This window comes from Mycobacterium sp. Root135, assembly GCF_001426545.1.
Taxonomy (GTDB): domain Bacteria; phylum Actinomycetota; class Actinomycetes; order Mycobacteriales; family Mycobacteriaceae; genus Mycobacterium.
Genome location: NZ_LMEZ01000001.1, coordinates 353,955 through 373,486, shown reverse-complemented (window position 1 = coordinate 373,486; position 19,532 = coordinate 353,955). Strand labels below are relative to the sequence as shown.

The 19,532-nt window shown below is 66.3% G+C and carries 24 protein-coding genes and 1 pseudogene; 12 read left to right on the top strand and 13 right to left on the bottom strand.

Annotated elements, in window-relative coordinates; genetic code table 11:
* Positions 1 to 276: 276 nt before the first annotated feature.
* The 5 genes from ASD37_RS01865 to ASD37_RS01845 all read right to left on the bottom strand — a co-directional run bounded on the left by ASD37_RS01865 (position 277) and on the right by ASD37_RS01845 (position 4,672).
* Entirely contained in the window at positions 277 to 777 is a 501-nt protein-coding gene (locus tag ASD37_RS01865; RefSeq protein ID WP_056547210.1) for a hypothetical protein, read from the bottom strand.
* Between the two features lie 360 nt (positions 778 to 1,137).
* Positions 1,138 to 1,494, bottom strand: coding sequence for a hypothetical protein (locus ASD37_RS01860; RefSeq protein WP_156720685.1), 357 nt, complete (start codon positions 1,492 to 1,494; stop codon positions 1,138 to 1,140).
* Positions 1,495 to 1,537: 43 nt separating this feature from the next.
* Complete coding sequence (locus ASD37_RS01855; RefSeq protein ID WP_056547206.1) at positions 1,538 to 2,752, bottom strand: S8 family serine peptidase; 1,215 nt, start codon at positions 2,750 to 2,752, stop codon at positions 1,538 to 1,540.
* A 166-nt stretch (positions 2,753 to 2,918) separates the two neighbouring features.
* Entirely contained in the window at positions 2,919 to 3,809 is an 891-nt protein-coding gene (locus ASD37_RS01850; protein WP_056549652.1) for a helix-turn-helix transcriptional regulator, read from the bottom strand.
* A 68-nt stretch (positions 3,810 to 3,877) separates the two neighbouring features.
* On the bottom strand, positions 3,878 to 4,672 hold the full coding sequence (locus ASD37_RS01845) for an SDR family oxidoreductase (RefSeq protein WP_056547203.1): 795 nt from the start codon (positions 4,670 to 4,672) through the stop codon (positions 3,878 to 3,880).
* Positions 4,673 to 5,046: 374 nt separating this feature from the next.
* Between ASD37_RS01845 and ASD37_RS01840 the strand changes: the two genes are divergently transcribed.
* Positions 5,047 to 5,478: a hypothetical protein gene (locus ASD37_RS01840; RefSeq protein WP_056547200.1), complete on the top strand. Its 432-nt coding sequence runs from the start codon at positions 5,047 to 5,049 to the stop codon at positions 5,476 to 5,478.
* Here the strand turns inward: ASD37_RS01840 and ASD37_RS01835 are convergent.
* Together ASD37_RS01835 and ASD37_RS01830 are read right to left on the bottom strand one after the other, a co-directional pair.
* A complete protein-coding gene (locus tag ASD37_RS01835) occupies positions 5,475 to 6,401 on the bottom strand; it encodes an MBL fold metallo-hydrolase (protein WP_056547197.1) in 927 nt (308 codons plus the stop codon). The two genes, ASD37_RS01840 and ASD37_RS01835, sit on opposite strands and share 4 nt — an antisense overlap.
* A gap of 30 nt (positions 6,402 to 6,431) precedes the next feature.
* Positions 6,432 to 6,782, bottom strand: coding sequence for an EthD domain-containing protein (locus tag ASD37_RS01830; RefSeq protein WP_056547194.1), 351 nt, complete (start codon positions 6,780 to 6,782; stop codon positions 6,432 to 6,434).
* Positions 6,783 to 6,905: 123 nt separating this feature from the next.
* On the opposite strand from ASD37_RS01830, the gene ASD37_RS01825 reads away from it, so the two are divergent.
* Complete coding sequence (locus tag ASD37_RS01825; RefSeq protein ID WP_156720684.1) at positions 6,906 to 7,556, top strand: TetR/AcrR family transcriptional regulator; 651 nt, start codon at positions 6,906 to 6,908, stop codon at positions 7,554 to 7,556.
* A 69-nt stretch (positions 7,557 to 7,625) separates the two neighbouring features.
* Here ASD37_RS01825 and ASD37_RS01820 read toward each other — a convergent pair whose 3' ends face one another.
* Both ASD37_RS01820 and ASD37_RS01815 read right to left on the bottom strand, forming a co-directional pair.
* Positions 7,626 to 7,958 (bottom strand): type II toxin-antitoxin system PemK/MazF family toxin, encoded by a 333-nt coding sequence (locus ASD37_RS01820; protein ID WP_056547188.1) that lies wholly within the window; start codon positions 7,956 to 7,958, stop codon positions 7,626 to 7,628.
* Complete coding sequence (locus tag ASD37_RS01815; protein ID WP_056547183.1) at positions 7,955 to 8,161, bottom strand: antitoxin MazE-like protein; 207 nt, start codon at positions 8,159 to 8,161, stop codon at positions 7,955 to 7,957. The genes ASD37_RS01820 and ASD37_RS01815 overlap by 4 nt, the downstream gene beginning before the upstream one ends.
* 214 nt (positions 8,162 to 8,375) lie before the next feature.
* Here ASD37_RS01815 and ASD37_RS01810 point away from each other — a divergent pair, with 214 nt between their 5' ends.
* On the top strand, positions 8,376 to 9,383 hold the full coding sequence (locus ASD37_RS01810) for a zinc-dependent alcohol dehydrogenase family protein (protein ID WP_056547180.1): 1,008 nt from the start codon (positions 8,376 to 8,378) through the stop codon (positions 9,381 to 9,383).
* 3 nt (positions 9,384 to 9,386) lie between these two features.
* Here ASD37_RS01810 and ASD37_RS01805 read toward each other — a convergent pair whose 3' ends face one another.
* A complete protein-coding gene (locus ASD37_RS01805; RefSeq protein WP_056549650.1) occupies positions 9,387 to 10,334 on the bottom strand; it encodes a GlxA family transcriptional regulator in 948 nt (315 codons plus the stop codon).
* A gap of 321 nt (positions 10,335 to 10,655) precedes the next feature.
* On the opposite strand from ASD37_RS01805, the gene ASD37_RS01800 reads away from it, so the two are divergent.
* Together ASD37_RS01800 and ASD37_RS01795 are read left to right on the top strand one after the other, a co-directional pair.
* Positions 10,656 to 12,341 (top strand): GMC family oxidoreductase, encoded by a 1,686-nt coding sequence (locus tag ASD37_RS01800; RefSeq protein WP_056547177.1) that lies wholly within the window; start codon positions 10,656 to 10,658, stop codon positions 12,339 to 12,341.
* A 68-nt stretch (positions 12,342 to 12,409) separates the two neighbouring features.
* On the top strand, positions 12,410 to 13,216 hold the full coding sequence (locus ASD37_RS01795) for an LLM class F420-dependent oxidoreductase (RefSeq protein WP_056547174.1): 807 nt from the start codon (positions 12,410 to 12,412) through the stop codon (positions 13,214 to 13,216).
* A gap of 25 nt (positions 13,217 to 13,241) precedes the next feature.
* Here ASD37_RS01795 and ASD37_RS01790 read toward each other — a convergent pair whose 3' ends face one another.
* Positions 13,242 to 13,808 carry a TetR/AcrR family transcriptional regulator gene (locus ASD37_RS01790; RefSeq protein ID WP_056547171.1) on the bottom strand — a complete coding sequence of 189 codons (567 nt, stop codon included), beginning with the start codon at positions 13,806 to 13,808 and terminating at the stop codon, positions 13,242 to 13,244.
* Positions 13,809 to 13,867: 59 nt separating this feature from the next.
* On the opposite strand from ASD37_RS01790, the gene ASD37_RS01785 reads away from it, so the two are divergent.
* The gene (locus ASD37_RS01785) at positions 13,868 to 14,722 is read left to right on the top strand and encodes an alpha/beta hydrolase (protein WP_056547168.1); all 855 of its coding nucleotides are present in this window, start codon (positions 13,868 to 13,870) and stop codon (positions 14,720 to 14,722) included.
* Positions 14,723 to 14,813: 91 nt separating this feature from the next.
* Positions 14,814 to 15,770, top strand: a complete 957-nt coding sequence (locus ASD37_RS01780) for a cyclopropane-fatty-acyl-phospholipid synthase family protein (protein ID WP_056547165.1) — start codon at positions 14,814 to 14,816, stop codon at positions 15,768 to 15,770.
* Positions 15,771 to 15,792: 22 nt separating this feature from the next.
* Here the strand turns inward: ASD37_RS01780 and ASD37_RS01775 are convergent, their stop codons facing one another.
* Positions 15,793 to 16,344: an HPP family protein gene (locus ASD37_RS01775; RefSeq protein WP_235567947.1), complete on the bottom strand. Its 552-nt coding sequence runs from the start codon at positions 16,342 to 16,344 to the stop codon at positions 15,793 to 15,795.
* A 287-nt stretch (positions 16,345 to 16,631) separates the two neighbouring features.
* Between ASD37_RS01775 and ASD37_RS01770 the strand changes: the two genes are divergently transcribed.
* The 3 genes from ASD37_RS01770 to ASD37_RS01760 are packed head-to-tail and all read left to right on the top strand — an operon-like array spanning position 16,632 to position 18,578.
* Positions 16,632 to 17,402, top strand: coding sequence for an SDR family NAD(P)-dependent oxidoreductase (locus tag ASD37_RS01770; protein WP_056549646.1), 771 nt, complete (start codon positions 16,632 to 16,634; stop codon positions 17,400 to 17,402).
* Between the two features lie 58 nt (positions 17,403 to 17,460).
* Positions 17,461 to 17,865, top strand: coding sequence for a nuclear transport factor 2 family protein (locus ASD37_RS01765; RefSeq protein WP_056549644.1), 405 nt, complete (start codon positions 17,461 to 17,463; stop codon positions 17,863 to 17,865).
* 20 nt (positions 17,866 to 17,885) lie between these two features.
* The gene (locus tag ASD37_RS01760; RefSeq protein WP_056547162.1) at positions 17,886 to 18,578 is read left to right on the top strand and encodes a YafY family protein; all 693 of its coding nucleotides are present in this window, start codon (positions 17,886 to 17,888) and stop codon (positions 18,576 to 18,578) included.
* 127 nt (positions 18,579 to 18,705) lie between these two features.
* On the opposite strand, the pseudogene ASD37_RS30765 reads toward ASD37_RS01760, so the two are convergent.
* Positions 18,706 to 18,867, bottom strand: a pseudogene (locus tag ASD37_RS30765) (hypothetical protein); the annotation flags it as partial.
* On the opposite strand from ASD37_RS30765, the gene ASD37_RS32095 reads away from it, so the two are divergent.
* Positions 18,791 to 19,012: an amidohydrolase family protein gene (locus ASD37_RS32095; RefSeq protein WP_235567995.1), complete on the top strand. Its 222-nt coding sequence runs from the start codon at positions 18,791 to 18,793 to the stop codon at positions 19,010 to 19,012. The pseudogene ASD37_RS30765 and the gene ASD37_RS32095 overlap by 77 nt on opposite strands.
* A 51-nt stretch (positions 19,013 to 19,063) precedes the next feature.
* Entirely contained in the window at positions 19,064 to 19,480 is a 417-nt protein-coding gene (locus ASD37_RS01750) for a PPOX class F420-dependent oxidoreductase (protein WP_056547156.1), read from the top strand.
* Positions 19,481 to 19,532 lie beyond the last annotated feature (52 nt).

The following is a 19,532-nucleotide window of genomic DNA, read 5'->3' as shown; positions in this document are numbered from 1 at the left end:
ATCACATGCCGGACGACTCAAGGCGCCAACACCCCACCAGACTCCGGAGTCACCGCCTGCCAAAACCAAAGCGCCATGACCGTCGCCATCGGTCTGCAACCCACCACGTGCCGGACAACCCAGGGCGCCAACACCCCACCAGACTCCGGAGTCACCGCCTGCCAAAACCAAAGTGCGATGAGTACGTCGCTAGGTCTGCTGCCCGCTGCCTGCCCGCCCAGCAAAAAGGACTGACAAGCGTTGTCTTGCAACGGGTGCGCCTCGGCGTGGCCCTGATCAACGGTCGTAGTTGGCCCAGCCGTCGTCGTTGTAAGCCATCAGGTGCAGCTCGCGCTGCCAGGAGGCCGCACGGTAGCGGTCAAGGCAGCGGCGGATCGCAAAGGCCAGCAGCGCGCAGAGTCCAACGATGCCAAACCATGATGCCCACGCGCGGTTCGTCGCGACCGTCTGCGCGTCTACCTCTCGGTCTGGGGCAGACACCACCGCACCTTTGTCGTCGAGCCAAACAGTCACCGGCGTCTTGGCTTTGACGAACGACGGACTCGCGATGACCTCCGAACGACGGTGCACTCCCTCCCGCCACTCGACGCGAACCGTCACCGGTACACCAAAGCGACGAGGCGCGGGACTTCCGCTGTCCGCCGTGGCAATGGCTTCGACGGAGTGCAGAGACTGATGCTGCCTGCTGATCTGCTGCATGCGATCTGCGTAGGTCTCGTCGCCCACTCGCTGGGCGACCGGGATCACGAACAGCGCTGCTGCGAGGACCATCAGCACCGCACATGCCTCTAGGCGGTCGCTCCCGCGAACGAGGCGGTTTCGACTAAACGCATGCACTAGCCAGCGAACCCGGAGGGCAGGTACGGATTGGATCAGCGCCACGTCCACGCCCCCAGCGGCAGCCGACCGTTTGTTACGGCCATGTTTCCATGCTGGCACTGTTATGCGCAGGCGTGCCAATAGCGCACGTCAATCGCGACGCAACTCACAACGAACCGGCTCGAGGCGCGCGAGCGGCGTCTTGCTCGAGCAGCATGCGTCGGGCGAGCCGGGCGAGCTCCCTCGTGGCAGGCGACAGCGGTGCGCCTCTGCGGCCCACCTTCGCTCAACGCCGTCTGGGGTGCGAAGCATCCGGGATTAGGACGTGACGTCGCGGGTGGTCCCTGCGCGGCTCTCGTTGGCCACGGCGGAGGCCACCTCGGGCTGGGACAGCAATTCCCGCAGGAACTTTTCGGTGCCCGCGACGTAGGCGGTGGCCATGTTCGCCATGACGTGCACGTCGGCGGGTGTCTCCCCGCAGGCGTCGGTGGCGCGGCGGATGGCACGGTCGGCCTGGTCGCGGACCACACTCGGAACCGGACGCTCACCGGGTTGGCGTTCCAGTCGCAGCACCGCCTCGACGGTCCCGCCAGAGGCCCGCGCGTCATCCAGTTGACGTAGCAACTCCGGATCAGTCGGCTGTTGGACCACGGCCACTCCTCGCTCGATGGTCACAATTTACTCCTGGTGGACTGGGCGCGGTCCACGGCGAAGCGCTTCATTCGTCCCGCAAGGCGGCCAACGCGCGAACGGCGTTGACCGCGCCACGGTTGACCCTCTCGACGTCCATCTGGCCCGGCCGGGCCGAGGCGAAGATGGCCTGCTCGAGTCGGTCGACCGTGACGTCAGGCCGCGCTTCGATGAGCAAGGCGGCAAGACCGGCAACGTGGGGGGTGGCCATCGACGTTCCCGACAGCGACTGGTACCTCCCTTGGGGTGCTGCCGATACGACGTCGACCCCGGGTCCGACGACGTCGGGGACCAGCGGTTGGGACCTGCGCACGAAGCGTTGACTCGACGAGAATTCCGCCACGGCGAACTGCTCGTCGTGCGCGCCGACGGACAAGGCGCTGGGGTAGTTGCCCGGTGACCGGCTGGTGCCAGGGCCCTCGTTGCCGACGGCGACCACGGGCAATACGCCGTTGGACCGGAGGACGTCGACGATGTCGAGGAAGTCGTCGACGATCCCCCGGATCCCGAGAGACATCGACAGCACCCGTACCCGTTCACCAACCGCCCAGTCCATGCCGCCGAGAACGCGGGCCACGATGTCCCCGCCCTCGATCACCATCGCCGAATACAGTGACGCTCCCGGAGCTACCCCGATGTGGCTGCCGCGAACCGGCCGGCCGGCAATCGTCGCAGCGGTGTGGGTGCCGTGGGAGGCTTCGGTGTCGGAATCGTAGGGCTCGACGCCGGGGCGTGGCCGGCCGGTGCGGTCGAATTCTGCGAACCCGACCACCGCGGTTTGCAGCGCGGGGTGGGTGGCGTCGACGCCGGTGTCCAGGTGGGCGACACGAATGTCCTTGCCGGTCAACCCTTCTGCCCACAGGGCGGGCACCTCCATCGCCTCCAAACCCCACGTGTTCGTCTTGGGCAGGACCGCTGACGACTTCGCGACGGGTCGGATCAGACTGAACTCGGGGGCGGAGGTGACCTTCCTGACGCGGGGGTCGGCTCGCAACGCCGCCAAGCCCTGCCGATCGACGGTCCCGTAGACGACCCCCAGATTGCGGTAGCCGCGGGCACCTTCGGCGCGGGGACGGGAGCCGCCGGAGATGCGTTTCTCAGTCAACGAGGCGCTGCCGAACTGTGAGGAGCGCTGGGCCGAGAAGTGCTTGCTGACCGCCGTCAGGTCGTCGCCGCCCCGGGCCAAAACGGCGATGACGGGTGCGAAGCCGAGTTCGGACATGTTGCGGGCGATGGTCGTCACTGCGGTTCCCCTCCACACCGGCGACTGCTCGATGCAGCCGAGACTTCCATTGTGCCCTCGGCTTTGGCACGGTGCGGCCGTCGCCGCGCAGCGACCCGACGTGTGCGCACCTACGTCGGGGTGGGCAATTAAGTCACCGTTCCGCACGAACTGAGGGATGGGCTATCTACTGGGGGCATCCCCCAGTGGTCGACATCGTCTCCAGGCTGGCCCACGACGCCAACAGGGCAAGATCGTCGGCGCCCGGCCCGCCCTCAGGTGCGTTGTAGACATTTAACTGCAGGCCAGGGTCACTGGGCAGATCCATGGACTCGAAGTTCAGCTCGAGGCGGCCCACCACCGGATGGTTCACACACTTGGTCCCGTGTCCGTGCAGCCTTACGTTCTGCGATGCCCACTGCTGCCGGAATAGCTCACTGCACGAGGACAATTCGCCCACCAAGGCGATGAGCTCCTCATCGTGGGGATTGCGGCCCATTTCCATGCGCAACATTGCGGCCGCATTGTGCGTCGCATGGTCGTAGTCGACGAAGAACTGCTCGGCCTCGTCGGGGTGCAGATACACGAACCGAGCCGTGTTGGCGGGCCGTCGCGGGTCGGCCAGCACCGGTGAATACAGCGCCCGTCCAAGATGATTCATGGCCAGCACGTCGTGGCGGCCGTTGCGAATCAACGCCGGCGCACCGGTAATGGCGTCGAGCACCCCTTGCAGCGCGGGCCGCACCGTCGCGGCAGACTTGCGGTGCCGTCGACTGGCGGGCGCCCCAGATTGGCGTGCGAGATGGAACAGATGGTCGCGCTCTGCTTCGTCGAGTTGCAACGCCGTGGCTAGCGCGTCGAGCACGCCCTCCGAGGTGCCGGCCAAGCCGCCACGCTCAATGCGGACGTAGTACTCGACCGATACCCCGGCGAGCAGTGCTACCTCCTCGCGGCGCAGACCCTCGACCCGCCGATTCCCGCCGTAGGCAGGCAGTCCAGCCATCTCAGGCGCGACGCGGGCGCGACGAGACCTCAGAAACTCCCGGATCTCGGTGCGCAGCTCAAGCGTGGCGTCCATCGCTTCACCGTAGGCCCGCACCGCACGCGAAGGGAGGTACCACCAGTACCCCGAAGTGTTGCCGGAGGTCACGCGGTCGTAGCGATCCCGCCGTCGACGGGGATCACGGTGCCGGTCAGGTAAGCGCCCGCCCGGCTGGCGAGGAACACGGCGACACCCGCCATGTCATCGTCGCGGCCGATCCGGCCCAGCGGCGCCGACGCCGCGATCGCCTCACCGAACTCGTCGAGGGTGGCAGCCATCATCGCCGACGGGAACGCTCCCGGCGCCACCGCGTTTACGGTGATGTGTTGCGGGCCAAGCTCCTTGGCGAGCACCCTGGTGAGTTGATGCAGCGCAGCCTTGCTGCTGGAGTACGAGTAGTTGGGCCGTGCCGGGATGTGTATCGCCGCGATGCTGCCGATGTTGACGATCCGCGCCGGGTCGTCGGCGGTCCCAGCGGTACGAAGTGCCGGCAGCAGCGCCTGGACCAACCAGAACGGCGACTTCAGGTTGATGTCGACGACCGTGTCCCAGGCTGCGTCGGGGAACGTCTCCAACGGCTCGTCCCACATTGCACCCGCATTGTTGACCAGGATGTCGAGACTCCCGGAATCGGCGGTGACGAGGTCGGCGAGTCGATCACACTCCTCGTGCCGTGACAGATCCGCGGGGACCGCGAGTACGTCGCCGAATTCGGATAGCTGCTCCTGCGCCTGCCCGCAGGCCTCTGCGTTGCGCGAGCTGATCACCACACGCGCGCCCGCCTGAAGGAGCCCCCGCGCGATCATCATCCCGATCCCCCTGGTGCCGCCGGTGACCAGGCCGCTCTTACCTCGCAGATCGAAACGCTCTGCATGCGTTGTGAATTGACCGTGTGTCACGTGTCGCCTTTCTCGTCAACGGGACAGGACCGTCAGCCACGACCGTTGCGTCTTCGGTCCTGCGCATCAACCGACGGGCGGCTGACCATTGCCAAGTTATGCGCTGTACCCGCCGCTGAGGAGATCCTCGTAGTACGGGTACCGCCAGAGCCCCATGAGCCGCCCGCCGGTGGGGACCAATGCGGTTGCGCTGCCGAATAAGGGGAACCCCCTTCACATCGGTTCGTCTCTCGACGAGATCGACACTCCCCGCGCCCGGAGCGGGAGAGCCCCGACGAAGAAAAGAGCGAATCATCACTACTGCAGACGCACGGAACCTGTCCGATCCCGCGACCGCCGAGGCCAGCGCCGACCTGGAGGTCGACCACACCGCCTTGGACGAGCCACGCGGCAACTGGCAGGCCGCCCAAGAGGCAGCGGCCCGGGCCGAGAATCAACTTTCCCTCGTGCTGCAACGGCTCGAGGACAATGCCGACCAGCGGAGCGCCGACGAAGCCGCGCTGCAAGCGGCAGTCGACCAGCAGGCCGAACTCAAGCGTGCGATCAAGACGTCGGCTGAACAACGGGAAACGTTGCGCAAAGCGCGAAGCAAGGCTCAGCGCGAAGCAGAAGGGGCGCGAAAGCGCGCCGAAGCCGCCGAGGCGACGTACGACCAGGCGCTACTCGTCGAGGTGCTGGCAGCGCAAAAGATCAAGGATCTATCCGTGTCCGACGCCCAGCCAGAGGCAGTGGACGACGATGCCATGGCGCCGTCCACTGCTCAGACGACTGCTGCCGCCGTGACGGCCCGAAACGCAGGCGCTTAGTCGGTTCTGCCCGACCCCGGGCTCGAGGCTGCCCACTGGCCGAGGGCGAAGCCGCCGTCGCTCCGTTGGACTTCCAGTGCGCCGAAGTGCCCCGGGCAGAGCAGTTCGTGTTCGTCGGCGGCCCGTCCCAGTATGCGGCGGCGACTCGCAGTCGCTTGCTGGGGCGAATGGCAGAAGGCGCTGTTGCAACAGGAGTCGAGGATCTGAACCGGGCTGTGCAACAGATCTCCGGCGAAAACGGCGCGGTCGCCGCCAGACGCAAGCCTGACAACCGATGTTCCGGGAGTATGGCCGGGTGCCGATTCCAAGGTGAGGTGTTCGTCGACGGTGTAGTGCCCGTCCCACAGCACGGCCTGCCCCGCCTCGTGGATCGGGGCGACGCTGTCCTCGTAGACCAAGCGGTCGACCTCCCCCAACCCCTCTCCGCTCGCATTTCCTGGGCCATAGTGGGCGTCGTCAGCGGCGGGAATCAGATACTGGGCGTTGGGGAATGCGGGAACCCACTGACCGTCTGCGTCCACGGTATTGCCGCCGACGTGGTCAACGTGAAGATGCGTGTTGACGACGACGTCGACGTCGCGCGGTTGAACACCGGCGTCGGCGAGCAACGCCAAGAGATCGCTTTCGCGTTGGTCGAACCAGGGCGCCATTCCCGGCCGCTCACGCCGGTTACCCGCACCCGTGTCGACCACGATGGTGCGGCCGCCACTTCGAAGCACCCACGTCTGCAGCGCGATGACCATCCGGTCGACGTCGGGCTGCCAATATTCCGGCGTCAACCAGTCCGCGTTGGCCGTCCACACCTCGGCGGCCACATCTGGGAGAAATTCACTCGGCGGCAAGAACGGTTCGTGCCACTCGACGGCACGGATGACCTCGACGTCACCGAGGACGAAGTTCTGGACTCGTTGGTCACCATCCACGAATTCGAACGTACTCCGATACTGAAGTCGTCACCCCGCGGTGACGTGGTCGTGGACCACGCAGGCCCGCGTGCGTGAACGGTCGAGGAACCTCGCCTCGTCAGCGGCCACCAGATCGCCGTTGTCCCCGGTTCCGACAGCATCGGACCAGGATTCGAACGCCGCACGGTCGGGAAACGCGATCTCGGTGACCACGTCGAAGTCGATCGTCTCGTCGCCCGCGTTGACCGCGTCGCCGTGGTGAAGGTAGTGGCGCTTGTAGACGATCGGAACCGGAGCCAGACTCAAAATTAGTGGCACGTGGTGGTTTTCGTAATACTCGACGAAGTCTTCGACGTTCATCCCGTCGCGCTTGACCAGGTAGCTCAGCACCTTGAACATCGCAGCGCTCCGTTCCTCGTTCGTCCCCATTACCGCCGGTCCGACATCCGGGGAATTCCCCGCTTAGCAGTCGTCGTACCATAACTCCGGAGTTCCCCGTTTATCAAGCCGCTCGGAGGGCCCGTGTCACGACGACCACCGACCACCCCTTCGCGTTCCGCGCTCGACCATCTGGTCCATCCACCGTTGCGGGCCGACGGCCGTCGAAGCTATGAGGCACTCCTCGCCGCCGCCGACGAGATGTTCGCCGTTGACGGGCCTGGCGCGCCCCTGGATGCAATCGCCCGGCGCGCCGGGGTCAGCAACGCGACGCTCTACCGGCACTTCCCCGACCGCCGGGATCTGCTCGTCGCGGTGTGCGTGACCGAGGTGCAGGCGTTGTGCGCCGTGGGCGAGGAGTTACTGACCGAACCCCACGCAGCACAGGCACTCGACACGTGGCTGCGCGCCTACGTCGACCACGTCCGGGCCAAGCACGGCCTGGCAGCAGCCTTTTCCTCCGGTCGCGAGGATTCTGGATTCGTGGCCGCGTGCCAGGCTCCGGTTGAGGCAATCGGCACCGCGCTGTTGACCAGGGCGATCGACGAGGGCGCGGTTCGCCCCGAGGTGAAACTGGCTGATGTGACAACACTTCTCAACGCAATCGCCATGGCCACCGAAACCGCCCGAGATCCTCTGGAAACAGAAGGTCTACTCACGATCGTCGTCAACGGAATCGCCCGGCCGACCGCGAAGCGCAGCCAAGCGAAGACACGACGCGGATCGAAGATGTGACATCTGGGGTCATTGGTTCGGCGATCTGACCAAAATGGTTATGCAACAACGGTTTATGACGGGCTTCACCTAACTAGCCAGGCCGAGGAATGCCATCATTGCCCGCTCGACCTCCACGACTTGCTCGGCCGTCAACCGGCCAACTCGGTCGCGGACGTTCGACCTTCTCACCGTCGTGAGCTTGTCGATCATCACGTCACTGTCATGGTCGAGACCTGACAACCGGCCACTTCCGCCAGCAATGCGAATACGCATTAACGGCGCATCCAGGAGCGTGCTGGTCATCGGAGCGACGATCACTGAACTCGTGGCATCGAAGAGGTCGTCCTGAACGATCACCGCTGGACGCGGCTTCGCCGCATAAACGCCCCCCGCTACGGTCCAGATCTCCCCTCGGTTCACTCCTCGTCCCATGGCGTCGAGATCGACTCGACGAAGTCTTGATCCTCGCTGTCGTCGTCCGCTGCCCCCACCAGAGAGGCCTGCCTGTGCGCCTCGGCTGCGAAGGTTTCAGTTCGCACGTCGGGCACCCAGACTTGCAGTGGCCGGAGGCCACGCTCGCGCATCCGTCGTCGATACTCGCCGACCCTGTCCCTCACCGCCATGGAGCCATGTTACATGTAACGCCTCCGGGGCTATCGCAGCGATTCGCGGGCGAACCGAAGTCGACCGTTGCGAACCCGAGCCCTGCACGACAGCCGTGTCACTATCCTTTCGAATATCGGCATTCTCGCCACTAGAAACCGTGGATCTCACTCGCGACACTGAGAGAGCTGCCCGCCCCGGCGCACCCCCAGAACAACGACGAGGACCACCGACATGCCCGAACTGATGAAAGCCGTTGTGCTCGAACGATTCGGCGGGGTCGACGCCTTCGAGCTGCGGAACGTCCCCGTACCGTCCGTCGACCCCCGCCAGGTACGGGTGCGCGTCCATGCGACCGCCGTCAACCCGCTCGACTACCAGATCCGTCGGGGCGACTATGCAGATCTGGTGCCCCTCCCGGCGATCATCGGCCACGACATCTCCGGGGTGATAGAGGAAGTCGGATCCCATGTAAGTGAATTCCAGGTCGGCGATGCGGTGTATTACACGCCCCAAATCTTCGGCGGCCCAGGCTCTTACGCCGAGCAACACGTCGCCAACGTCGAGCTCGTCGGCCGGAAACCGGAGAACGTCAGCCATCTGGAGGCGGCGAGCCTGACTCTCGTCGGAGGAACGGTCTGGGAGGCACTGGTGACGCGAGCTCAACTCGCCGTGGGGGAGACGATTCTCATCCATGGCGGCGCGGGCGGTGTCGGCACGATCGCGATCCAAATCGCCGCGGCGATCGGCGCCCGGGTGATCACCACCGCGAAGGCCAGCGAGCACGAGTTCGTACGCTCACTCGGAGCCGATGCGGCGATCGACTTCACGTCGAGGGACTACGTCGACGCCGTCGTCGAATTGACGCAGGGCAAGGGCGTCGACGTCGTCTTCGACACGATCGGCGGCGACGCGCTCACCCGAAGTCCGTTGACACTGGCCGACTTCGGGCGCGTCGTCAGCATCGTCGACATCGCGCAGCCGCAAAACCTCATCGAGGCGTGGGGCAAGAACGCCGCCTACCACTTCGTCTTCACACGGCAGAACCGAGGAAAGCTGGACGCCCTCACCACGCTCGTCGAGCGCGGTCTGGTGAAGCCGGTCATCGGGGCGACTCTTCCGCTCGCTCGCATGGGCGAGGCGCACGAGATCCTGGAGAACAGGCGGTCGTATGCGCTCCGCGGGAAGGTCGCCATCGACGTGGCCGGTGACACCGTGGCACTCCCCCAACGCATCTCGTAGCGGTCAGTTCCGCCCGGAGAAGGTGGCGCGGTACTCCGAGGGGGACACGTCCAGCAGCCGGCGGAAGTGCAGTCGGAGATTCGATCCAGTGCCCAGGCCGACCTGCTCGGCGACGCGGTCGACCGACAGCCTCGTGCTCTCCAAGAGTTCGCGGGCGGTGTCCACCCGCGCCCGGAGGATCCACTGCAGCGGAGTGCTGCCGGTCTCTTCGGCAAAGCGGCGCAGGAACGTTCGGGGCGACATCCGCGCGTGCGCCGCTAGTCCGGCGATCGTGAGCTGCTGGTCGAGCCGCGTCATGGCCCATTCGCGTGTCGCGGCAAGGCTTTCGCCGTGCGATGCCGAGTTGGCCTTCGGCAGGTACTGGGCCTGACCCCCGGTCCGGTAGGGCGCGGTGACGAGTCCTCGGGCGATCTCGTTCGCCGCGACCATGCCGAGGTCGCACCGAACGAGGTGCAGACACAGGTCGAGACCGGCGGCAGCCCCCGCCGACGTGAGGATGGATCCCTCATCGACGAAGAGCACATTCGGCTCGACCGTGATCTCCGGATACCGCGCCGCGAACTTCTCTGCCGCATCCCAGTGCGTCGTCGCGCGCAGGCCGTCGAGCAGACCGGCGTCCGCAAGGGCGAAAGCGCCGTAGCAGATCGACGCGACGCGTGTCCCGCGCGCTGCGGCGCTCCGGAGCGCTTCTCGCGCCTCGACCGGTATCGGCCGACCCGCCGGGGCGTACCCCGGGACGACGATCGTGTCCGCGTCGGCCAGTGCGTCCAAGCCCCGCGGGACCGCGAAGCCGAAGGCCCCGTGCGACGGCACCGTTCCGGCGGTGACCCCACAGAGCGACACCTCGTACCCGAACCCCGTCTCCGGATGGAACACCTCCGCCGGAATCCCGACGTCCAACGGGAGCGCTCCGTCGAGCACGAGGACCACCACGCGATGCGGTCGTCGCATCACCCGTTGAGCGCCCCGGAAGCCCCTGGAATGCTTGATTGGCCACCGTGCCCCGCGCTGAGATCGACTCGCGGGTCGGCAAGGGCGCGACGGCGTCGCTCGGCGACCCGGTCGTCGTCCCAGTAACGACGTCGACGGATGAGTCGCCAGCTGAAATATCCCAGCCACGCTACGACGGGCGTCAACGCCACCCAGGCCACGCTCATATCGCTGCTCCCTTCGAAGCCATCACCGTCAACCGAGGATACGACGGAACGCCTCGTGCGGGTCTCGCGCACACTGGGGGTTCGCCGTCGACGCCATGGAGGAACGATTTCCGGAATGAGCCCCGCCACCGAGTTCGACTTCGTCATAGTCGGAGCAGGCAGTGCGGGCTGCCTGCTCGCCAACCGTCTCAGCGCCAACCCCGATCACCGTGTGCTCTTGATCGAGGCCGGCGGCAAGGACGACTGGTTCTGGATCAAGGTCCCGGTGGGCTACCTGTACACGATCGCCAACCCACGCACAGACTGGTGCTTCGCGACCGAGGCCGACCCCGGTCTGGCCGGCCGCAGCATTCACTACGCGCGGGGCCGCGTGATCGGCGGCAGCTCGTCGATCAACGCCATGATCCACATGCGCGGACAAGCCTCCGATTACGAACTCTGGGCTCGGGCCACCGGTGACGACCGGTGGCTCTGGGGCGGCCGGGACGGTGCCGGCGACACCTTGGCGATCTACAAGGAGTTGGAGGACTACTTCGGCGGCGCCGACGAGTGGCACGGCGCCGGTGGGGAGATCGCCGTCGAGCGGCCGCGGGTGCGCTGGAAGATCCTCGACGCCTGGCAGGCCGCCGCGGCCCAGATGGGCATCAACCCGATCGAGGAGTTCAACCGCGGAGACAACGCAGGCAGCGCGTACTTTCACGTCAACCAACGGCGCGGCCGGCGCTGGTCGATGGCCGATTCCTTTCTTCACCCCGTCGCCAAGCGACCAAATCTCACCGTCTACACCCACACCCAGGCCGTGAAGCTCCTGATGGACGACCAGGTGCAGGACGATCAGCGTCGCGGCGCGTGGACCACCGCCCGGCATCGCGCCACCGGTGTGCGGCTCCTCAAAGACGGCCAGATGGTCGACGTCCAGGCCCGCCGGGAGGTGATCCTGAGCGCCGGAGCGATCGGGTCGCCGCAGCTCATGCAGGCCTCGGGTCTGGGCCCGGCCGGGCTGCTCACCCAGCATCAGGTGCCGGTGTCAGTCGACCTTCCCGGTGTGGGTGAGAACCTCCAGGACCACCTGCAGCTGCGGACGGTCTACCGGGTGCGAGGGGCCCGGACCGTCAACACGCTGTACCGGAACTGGATCACCCGCGCAGGCATGGGACTTCAGTACCTGTTGCTGCGCTCGGGACCCATGACCATGCCGCCCTCCACCCTGGGAGCCTTCGCCAAGAGCGATCCCGCGCTGGCCAGTCCCAATCTGGAATGGCACGTACAGCCGTTGTCCTTGGCCAAGTTTGGCGAACCACTGCATACGTTTGGAGCGATCACTCCCTCGGTGTGCAATCTGCGACCCAGCTCCCGGGGTCATGTGCGGATAGCCGGTGCAGATCCGTTGACCTACCCCAAGATCTCCTGCAACTACCTGTCCACCGACGCCGATCGCGAGCTCGCCGTACGCGGCCTTCGGATGACGCGGCAGATCATGGCGGCGCCCACCCTGGCGCGCTACCGCCCAGAAGAACTACTTCCCGGCCCGGACCTGGTGAGCGACGACGACCTCCAGCAGGCGGCCCGTGAGCTTGGTACCACCATCTTTCATCCGGTGGGCACCTGCGCGATGGGAGCCTTCGACACACGCGGCGTACCGAAGTCGCCCGCCACGGTGCTCGACACCGACTGTCGCGTGTACCGCGTAGCCGGCCTTCGAGTGGCCGACGCGTCGGCGATGCCCACCATCACCTCCGGGAACACGAACGCTCCAGTCATGCTGATCGCGGAACGGGCAGCGCGGGCGATCCTGGGCTGAGGCGGAATAAACTCCGCGCCGAGTGAGCTTGGTCTCAAGAGTCGTCCTTCCCTGACTCAGGAGCTTCCATGACCCGTCCCGTCCGCGTTGCCGTGCAGATCCAGCCCGGCGGCACGCCCGATTACCGCACGTGGCGCGAAGCCGTCCTGGCCGCCGACGACCTCGGCGTCGACGTGATCTTCGGCTACGACCACTTCCACCTCCCGGCGATGAAGGGAATCGTGGACGGCAAGCCGGTCATGTTCGACGAGCAGCCTGACGTCGCCAACTTCGAAGGCTGGACCGCGCTTGCCTCGTGGGGCGAGATCACCTCACACGCCGACATCGGGCTCCTCGTCACCGGCGTTGGTTACCGCAACGCGGACCTGCTCGCCGACATGGCGCGCACCGTCGACCACATCAGCGGCGGCCGGCTCATCCTCGGCCTCGGCGCGGGGTGGTACGAAAAGGACTACACCACTTACGGTTACGACTTCGGCACCTTTGGCTCCCGCTTCGACCTGTTCGACGAGAGCCTGATCCGCATCGAGAACCGGCTCGCCGCACTGAACCCCCCACCCGTGCGCAAGCTGCCGATCCTCATCGGCGGGACGGGCCCGAAACGCTCACTGCCCGCCGTTGCCCGGCATGCCGACATCTGGCACGCATTCACGACCCTCGACGCCTTCCGCAAGTCCAGTGACCGCGTCGACGAGCTGGCAGCGACGTTCGGCCGCGACGGCGCCGACATCGAACGCTCGACGCTGTGGGAAGACGCCGACAGCGCCAATGCCTTCCGGGAGGCAGGAGTGACGTTGTTCCAGACCGAACTCACCGCAGCCAACGGTTACGACCTTGCGTCGCTGAAGGCGGTGCTTGCTTGGCGGGATCAGTAGACGGTGACGACTCCCCGTTCTCGCGTCAGCCTCTGGCCATGCGCAGGATCAAGCCGATCGCGTCCTGAGTGTGGGCCGCTGGAGTCAGGACTCGCTGCAGGAGCAGTCCACGAATCGCGGCAACGGTGACGGCCGCCAAGCTCAACGCGTCCTCGGTGTCGCGTCCTTCGCGTTCTGCCAGCGACGCCAGCGTCGTGGTCAGGTCGTCGAGCGAGTCGACGAAATCGCCGAAGTCCGTTGGGCTGTAGGCGGCCAAGCCCACGACGTGAAAGAAGCCGCGGGCGCGCGCCAGCTGCTCCGGGCGGGTGTACGCCCGCCAGATCGCCACGACGAAGTCGTCGAAGGTGCTCTGCTGCGCGTCCTTGACGAGCGTCTCGTTGTCGCGGGACCGCTGCACCACGAGCATGGCCGCCAAGACGCCCGAGAGGGAGCCGAAGTGGTATCGCAGTAGGGCGTGGCTGGTCTCGGTACGGGCGGCAACCTCGCGCAACGACGTCTCCGGCGAGGGAAGGTCCCCCTCGAAGGCGTCGAGAAGCCGAACCAAGAGGCGGTCCCGCGCATCGCTCCCGCGTTCCACACTTGACGTGATCATTCAGGTAGTTTATCCATTGGATAATCAATTCCCAATGGACAAGCCGTGAAGGATCTTCGATGAGCTCCATGTGGCAGGGCTGCCTCGCCGACACCGACTACTTCGAGATGCGTTCCAGCGGCGGTCGTCACTACGGCATCTGGGTCACCACGCCACCGGGCTACAACGGCGCCACGGCGGAAACGCCTGTCGTGTACGTGCTCGACGGGAACTGGGCCGTCGGCCTGACGGCTCCCCTCATCGTCACCCAGATGGACCCCATGCAACGGATCCAGCCCTACCTCCAAGTCAGCGTCGGCTATGCGGGCGACGAAGCACAGGACTGGGATCGGTTGCGCAACAGAGACTTCGTCCCACCCGGCGAGCCGATCGCCAAGGAGCTCGTCGACGCCGTGCAGACGGGGGTGGAGACGGGCGCGAGAACACGCGCGGAAGCCGACGCCTACCTGGCCGAGCTACGCGACACCCACGCCGACGCGTTCCTGAGCTTCCTGACCGCCGAACTGCACCCGCGGATCGCCCACGACTACGGCACCGCCACGAGCGGTCACGGTCTTTTCGGCTACTCCTACGGCGGACTCTTCAGCCTCTACGCCTGGCTCGTCGGCACCACGCTCTTCGAGAGCATCGGAGCCGGCAGCCCCGGCGTCGTCGCCGACGACAGTCAGATCTTCGCCCAGCTCGACGAGTTGGGCGATGACCGGCGTCCCGCCAAACTTCACGTGACCTTCAACGACCGCGAGCTTCTCGGCGACCTGGCCGTCTACCAAAGCCTCGCCAGGAACACGGCCACCGTCCTTCACCAGCTCATCGCACGCGGCGAAGCGGTCACCCGCGAACTCCTGCACGAAACGCACGTCACCGGCCTCCAAGCCTCGTTCCTGAGTTACCTCAGAACCTGCCGTCCCATGTGAGCCAGAACGTCGCCACGGCTCGTGGGTGTGACGGTCACCACGATTTCGTCCCACCCCGAATGGAACCGTGGCACACGAACGTCTCCTAGTCATGCAACTGAATCAGGTGAAGACGTGGTCGGCGGGCGCACAGGCGCTCGCCTTGCTGACGGCAGTGCACGAACGAAAGTGGACGACCTACCTCGCCGAGCCGAGGGACCTGGACGAGTTGGCCAAGTTCACCTTGCTTCCCACCGATCGACTCCGAGACGTGTTGGCCGCGTTGGAATCCACCGGCGTCGTCCAGCTCACCGATCGGGGGGCGACGCTGACCCCGGAGTACGCCGCGCTGCTCTCCGATGACGCCCCTTTCTCCTTGGACAACCTGCTCGACGAGGCGCAGATGATGAGTCGGCTCGTGGTCGACGCGGTCCACGGCGTGTCGTCGGGCCCGGACGATGCGCTCACCGTCGCCAACGCATACGGGCTGCACCCGTCCGCGACCGCGCGGGCCATGTTCGGTCAGCTGTTGGACGCGCTTCCCGACTTCCGCGACGCGCTCGTCGGCGGCAGCTACCTCGACGTCGGCTGTGGGGTAGGCAGTTTCGTGCTCTCGACTGCGCAGACGTTGCCCGGAATGCGGGCCGTCGGAATCGAATTGGTGCCAGCCGTGGCAGCCGAGGGCGCTCGCCGGGCAGATGCCCTCGGCGTGGCCGACCGGGTGGACATCCGGTGCATCGACGCGCGCGATCTCGGCGCAGAAGACGAGTTCGACGCGGCGTTCTGGGCACAGCCCTTCTTCCCGGCGGACTCACGGCCTCACACGCTCGCAGCCATTCGACGTGCGCTCAAGCCAGGGGCAAAGCTCTTCATGCAGGAATTGGAGCGACTGCCGGAGTCCGGGGTCGAGCGGGATGCGTTCGCATTGCGGCGGCTTGTCTTCACCGGCTGGGGCGTGCCGTTCGCACGGTCGGCCGAGGATTTGGCCGCCGAGGCAGAGGCGGCCGGCTTCGTCCTCGATCGGGTGGCGTCGACGCCGTTCGGCCGCATCGTCGTAGCTCGGGCCTAGGGCACGCGCCGCTCCCCCGCCGTCACCACCAGTAGTGGGGGTAGTTCACCCCGTTGACCTTGTTGCCCACCAACCCCACTGCAACCAGGATCACCGCCGCGGACCCGACCAGAACGACGAACTCCCATCGGGGGATGATCGGGGCGACCGCGATCATCGCGGTGGCGGCAGCCGGGGAGTGCGACATCCGTAGGAGCTTCATCGCGCCGAGAGCCAACGCTCCGGCGAGCGCACCGGCCCAGAGCGCATCGATGCCGATCAAACCGACGAGCACGCCGACGGTCGCCGACGCCACGTGTCCGCCGATGACGTTGCGGGGCTGCGCAAGTGGGAAGTGTGCGCCGCCGACGACCAATGCCATGCTCGCCGCAAAGGGCGGGATCAACCAGGGATCATGGGTGAAGAGCGTCAGCGCCCCCACGATGGCGAGCGCCACCAAGCTCGCGACGGTTTCGACGACGATGACCCTGAACCGCTGACGAGGTGGAGCAGAACTGACGTACCACGGTGTCCGACTCGGCGCCGGAGGCTCGGCCAGTTGCGGCGAAGCGGACGTCACGGACTGTTCGGTCACGAGGCTCGCCCGGCTGATGAACCCATTCGAGAAAAGCTATACGGGGTGTCGTCGGTTCAGGAAGGGTACGGCGCCGATCGAGTCATTCACGTTGGTTATCGTGCGCCACAACGGTTTTGCGACGTTCGCCAAGGCCGTGATTCACGCCGTCTATCGACGATGATGAGAACGCCGGCCGTGGCGCAGGTGGTCGGTCGACGTCGATTTGCGGGGGGGTGGGGCGACCACGGAGTGGTCCGAATCCCGGGAGTACGTTCAAGTGCGAAGTCTACGGGTAGGAGATGACCATGACGGTGAACGATTACGCCTTTACGGGAAAGACGGTCTTGGTCACCGGCGGCGGTTCCGGAATCGGCCGCGCAATTGCCGAAGCGTTCCTGGACAACGGCGCGAACGTGGCGATCAGCGGGCGGCGACGCGACAAGCTCGAGGCCGTCCTCCAAGGCCGTCCCGAAGAACGCGCACTTGCGATCGAGGCGGACGTCACCGACGACGCGTCGGCGAAGGCGATGGTCGACGCGGTCGTCGAGCGGTTCGGCGGCCTCGACGTCCTCGTCAACAACGCCGCGGCCTACTTCAACGGTCCCTTCGGCGACATGTCACTCGACCAGTGGGAAGCGATCCGCAGCACCAACATCGACGGATTCGTCCACGTCGTTCGTCACTGCGTCGGCGAGCTCGAGAAGTCCGGCGGGAACGTCGTCGTGGTCGGGTCGGTGTCCGGGTTGCGGGGAGACTGGGGACAGGCCGCCTACAACGCCACCAAGGCCGCGATCATGAACTTCGTCCAGTCGCTGGCCCTGGACTACGGTCCCCGCGGCGTGCGCTTCAACGCCGTGGCGCCGGCGCTGACGATCACCGACCTCACCAAGGACGTCGAGGACGACGAGAAGGCCTTGGCGGCCGCCGTCAACCGGATCGCGCTCGGGCGCCCGGGACAACCAGCTGACATCGCGCCTGCCGTCCTCTTCCTCGCCAGCGACGACGCGGCGTACGTCACGGGTGCCTGGTTGGCCGTGGACGGTGGCACCTCGGCAAGCACCGGTCAAGCGCACTGATCGCTTGCGACGCGAACACCGACATACCGTTGTCGCGACGGTGTCCGACGCTGACGTCATGAACGAAGACACGAAGACGATGGAGACGAGTTCGGCTACCGCGGATGCGGCACTCGCGGTGTGGTTGGAGATGTGGAACGGGGACCACGAGATCGCGCGTCGAATCTGCAGCGAGGACTTCCGTATTCACTTCCTGATTTCCGAGGCGGACGGGTCGAACCCCGGCGACGACGTGCTGGGCGCGGACAGCTTCGGCCGGTTCCTGGATCGGTATCGCGAGCTGCATCCGGACGTGGTGTTCAGTGAGGTCGAGCGGGCCGTCGACGGTGCGCACGGGCGCATGCTGTGGAACGTGCGCGACGGGGCGATGGCCGCGGGTGGGATCGACGTCTTCGACTTCACCGACGACGGGTTGATCCGCGAAGTCTGGTCAACGACCGGGACGCGTACGCATCGCACCTGAGACCGGGGAGACTCACAGTCATGAGGAGAGCCGAGCGGCTGTATGCGCTGGTGGATCTGCTGCGCGGAGCACGCCGGCCGTGGTCGGCCGCTCGGCTCTCCGAGGAGTTCGAGGTGTCGAAGCGCACGATCGAACGTGACGTTCAGTCGCTCCAGCTCGCCGGGGTTCCGATTTACGCGGATTACGGTGCCACCGGCGGGTATTCGATTCTGCGCGAACACTCGCTGCCGCCGCTGAACCTCACGGTGCCGGAGTCGCTGGCGGTGCTCGCGGGGCTTGGCTTGCTGGAGAACTCGCCCTACGGTGCGGCGGCGCGGCGGGCGAGGGCGAAGGTCCTCGCGATCAGCCGCGAGGACCAACTGGCGCCGGTCGACGAGGCGTTGGCGTCGATGTTCGTCATCGACTCCCCGTCACCGTCGGAGGCGGCGGTCTCGCTGATTCCCGAGGCGATCGCCGCGCGCCGGATCGTGCGGTTGGAGTACGCATCCGAGGACGGCCAGACCCACACCACCCGTGACGTGGAAGCGATGGGTCTGCTGCGCGGGGGTGATTCGTGGATGTTCGTGGGATGGTGTCGGCTGCGCCACGGCATCCGCGGATTCCACCTCGACCGCATCCGGCATCTGGAGATGACCGGCGAGGTGTTTCCCGAGCGCGATCCCGCGGTGCTGGACGAGGACTTGTCTCGGTGGCGAACGCGGCGGCTCGGGTGACCTCGGGTGGACGAATCCGCTCTCGCACCCAGGCGATTCGGCTGTGCGGATCGGCGGGCAGCCGCACCGACAGCTGGCTGCGCGAGCGAACTCCGAGTTTTCGGTAGACGCTTGTCAGCTGGGTTTCAACCGTGCGGACGGTGACGAAGCACGCCACGGCGATCTCCCGGTTGCTCAGCCCTTGGGCCGCGGCGACGCGACGCTCGGCTCGTGTGAGCACGTCTGGCTTTCCGCGACGGCCCAAGCTCGTGAGCCGCCTCGAGGTCGCCCGACGCGCGATGGACACCATGGGTGCCGACCGGATCATGTTCTCCGTCGACTACCCCTATGAAGACATGGCCGAGGCGTCCGAGTGGTTCGAGTCGTGCGGAATCTCCGAAGCCGACCGTCACGAGATTGGGTATGAGAACGCCAAGCGCCTGCTTCGGCTTTGAGCACGGCGTCAAGGGAAGTCAACGAAAACCTGAGCTAGGGAGAACACCACGATGCCATCGACGACATTGACCGACGCCGAACGGGCCATGCTGGCCAAACCCAACCCCGCGGTCATCAGCACCATTCGCAGCGACGGGCAGCCGGTCTCGGCCGCGACGTGGTACCTGCTGCGGGACGACCAGATCCTGGTCAACATGGACATCGGCCGAAAGCGCTTGGGACACATGCGCAAGGACCCGCGAGTTTCACTCACGGTTCTCGACGAAGCCAGTTGGTACACCCACATCACCCTCATCGGCCGCGTGGTCGACATCTACGACGACGAGGGCATGGTCGACATCGACGCGGTGTCGCAGCACTACCAGGGCAAGCCCTACCCTCGGCGAGACCGGGTTCGGGTGACCGCCCTCGTCGACGTCGACCGCGTCCACGGCTGGGGTGAGTACAAGAACAACGACCAGCCCTGACGTTTCCACCCCGGCGGCGCTCACGTGGTTCGGCGCATCCAAGACGGGGCAT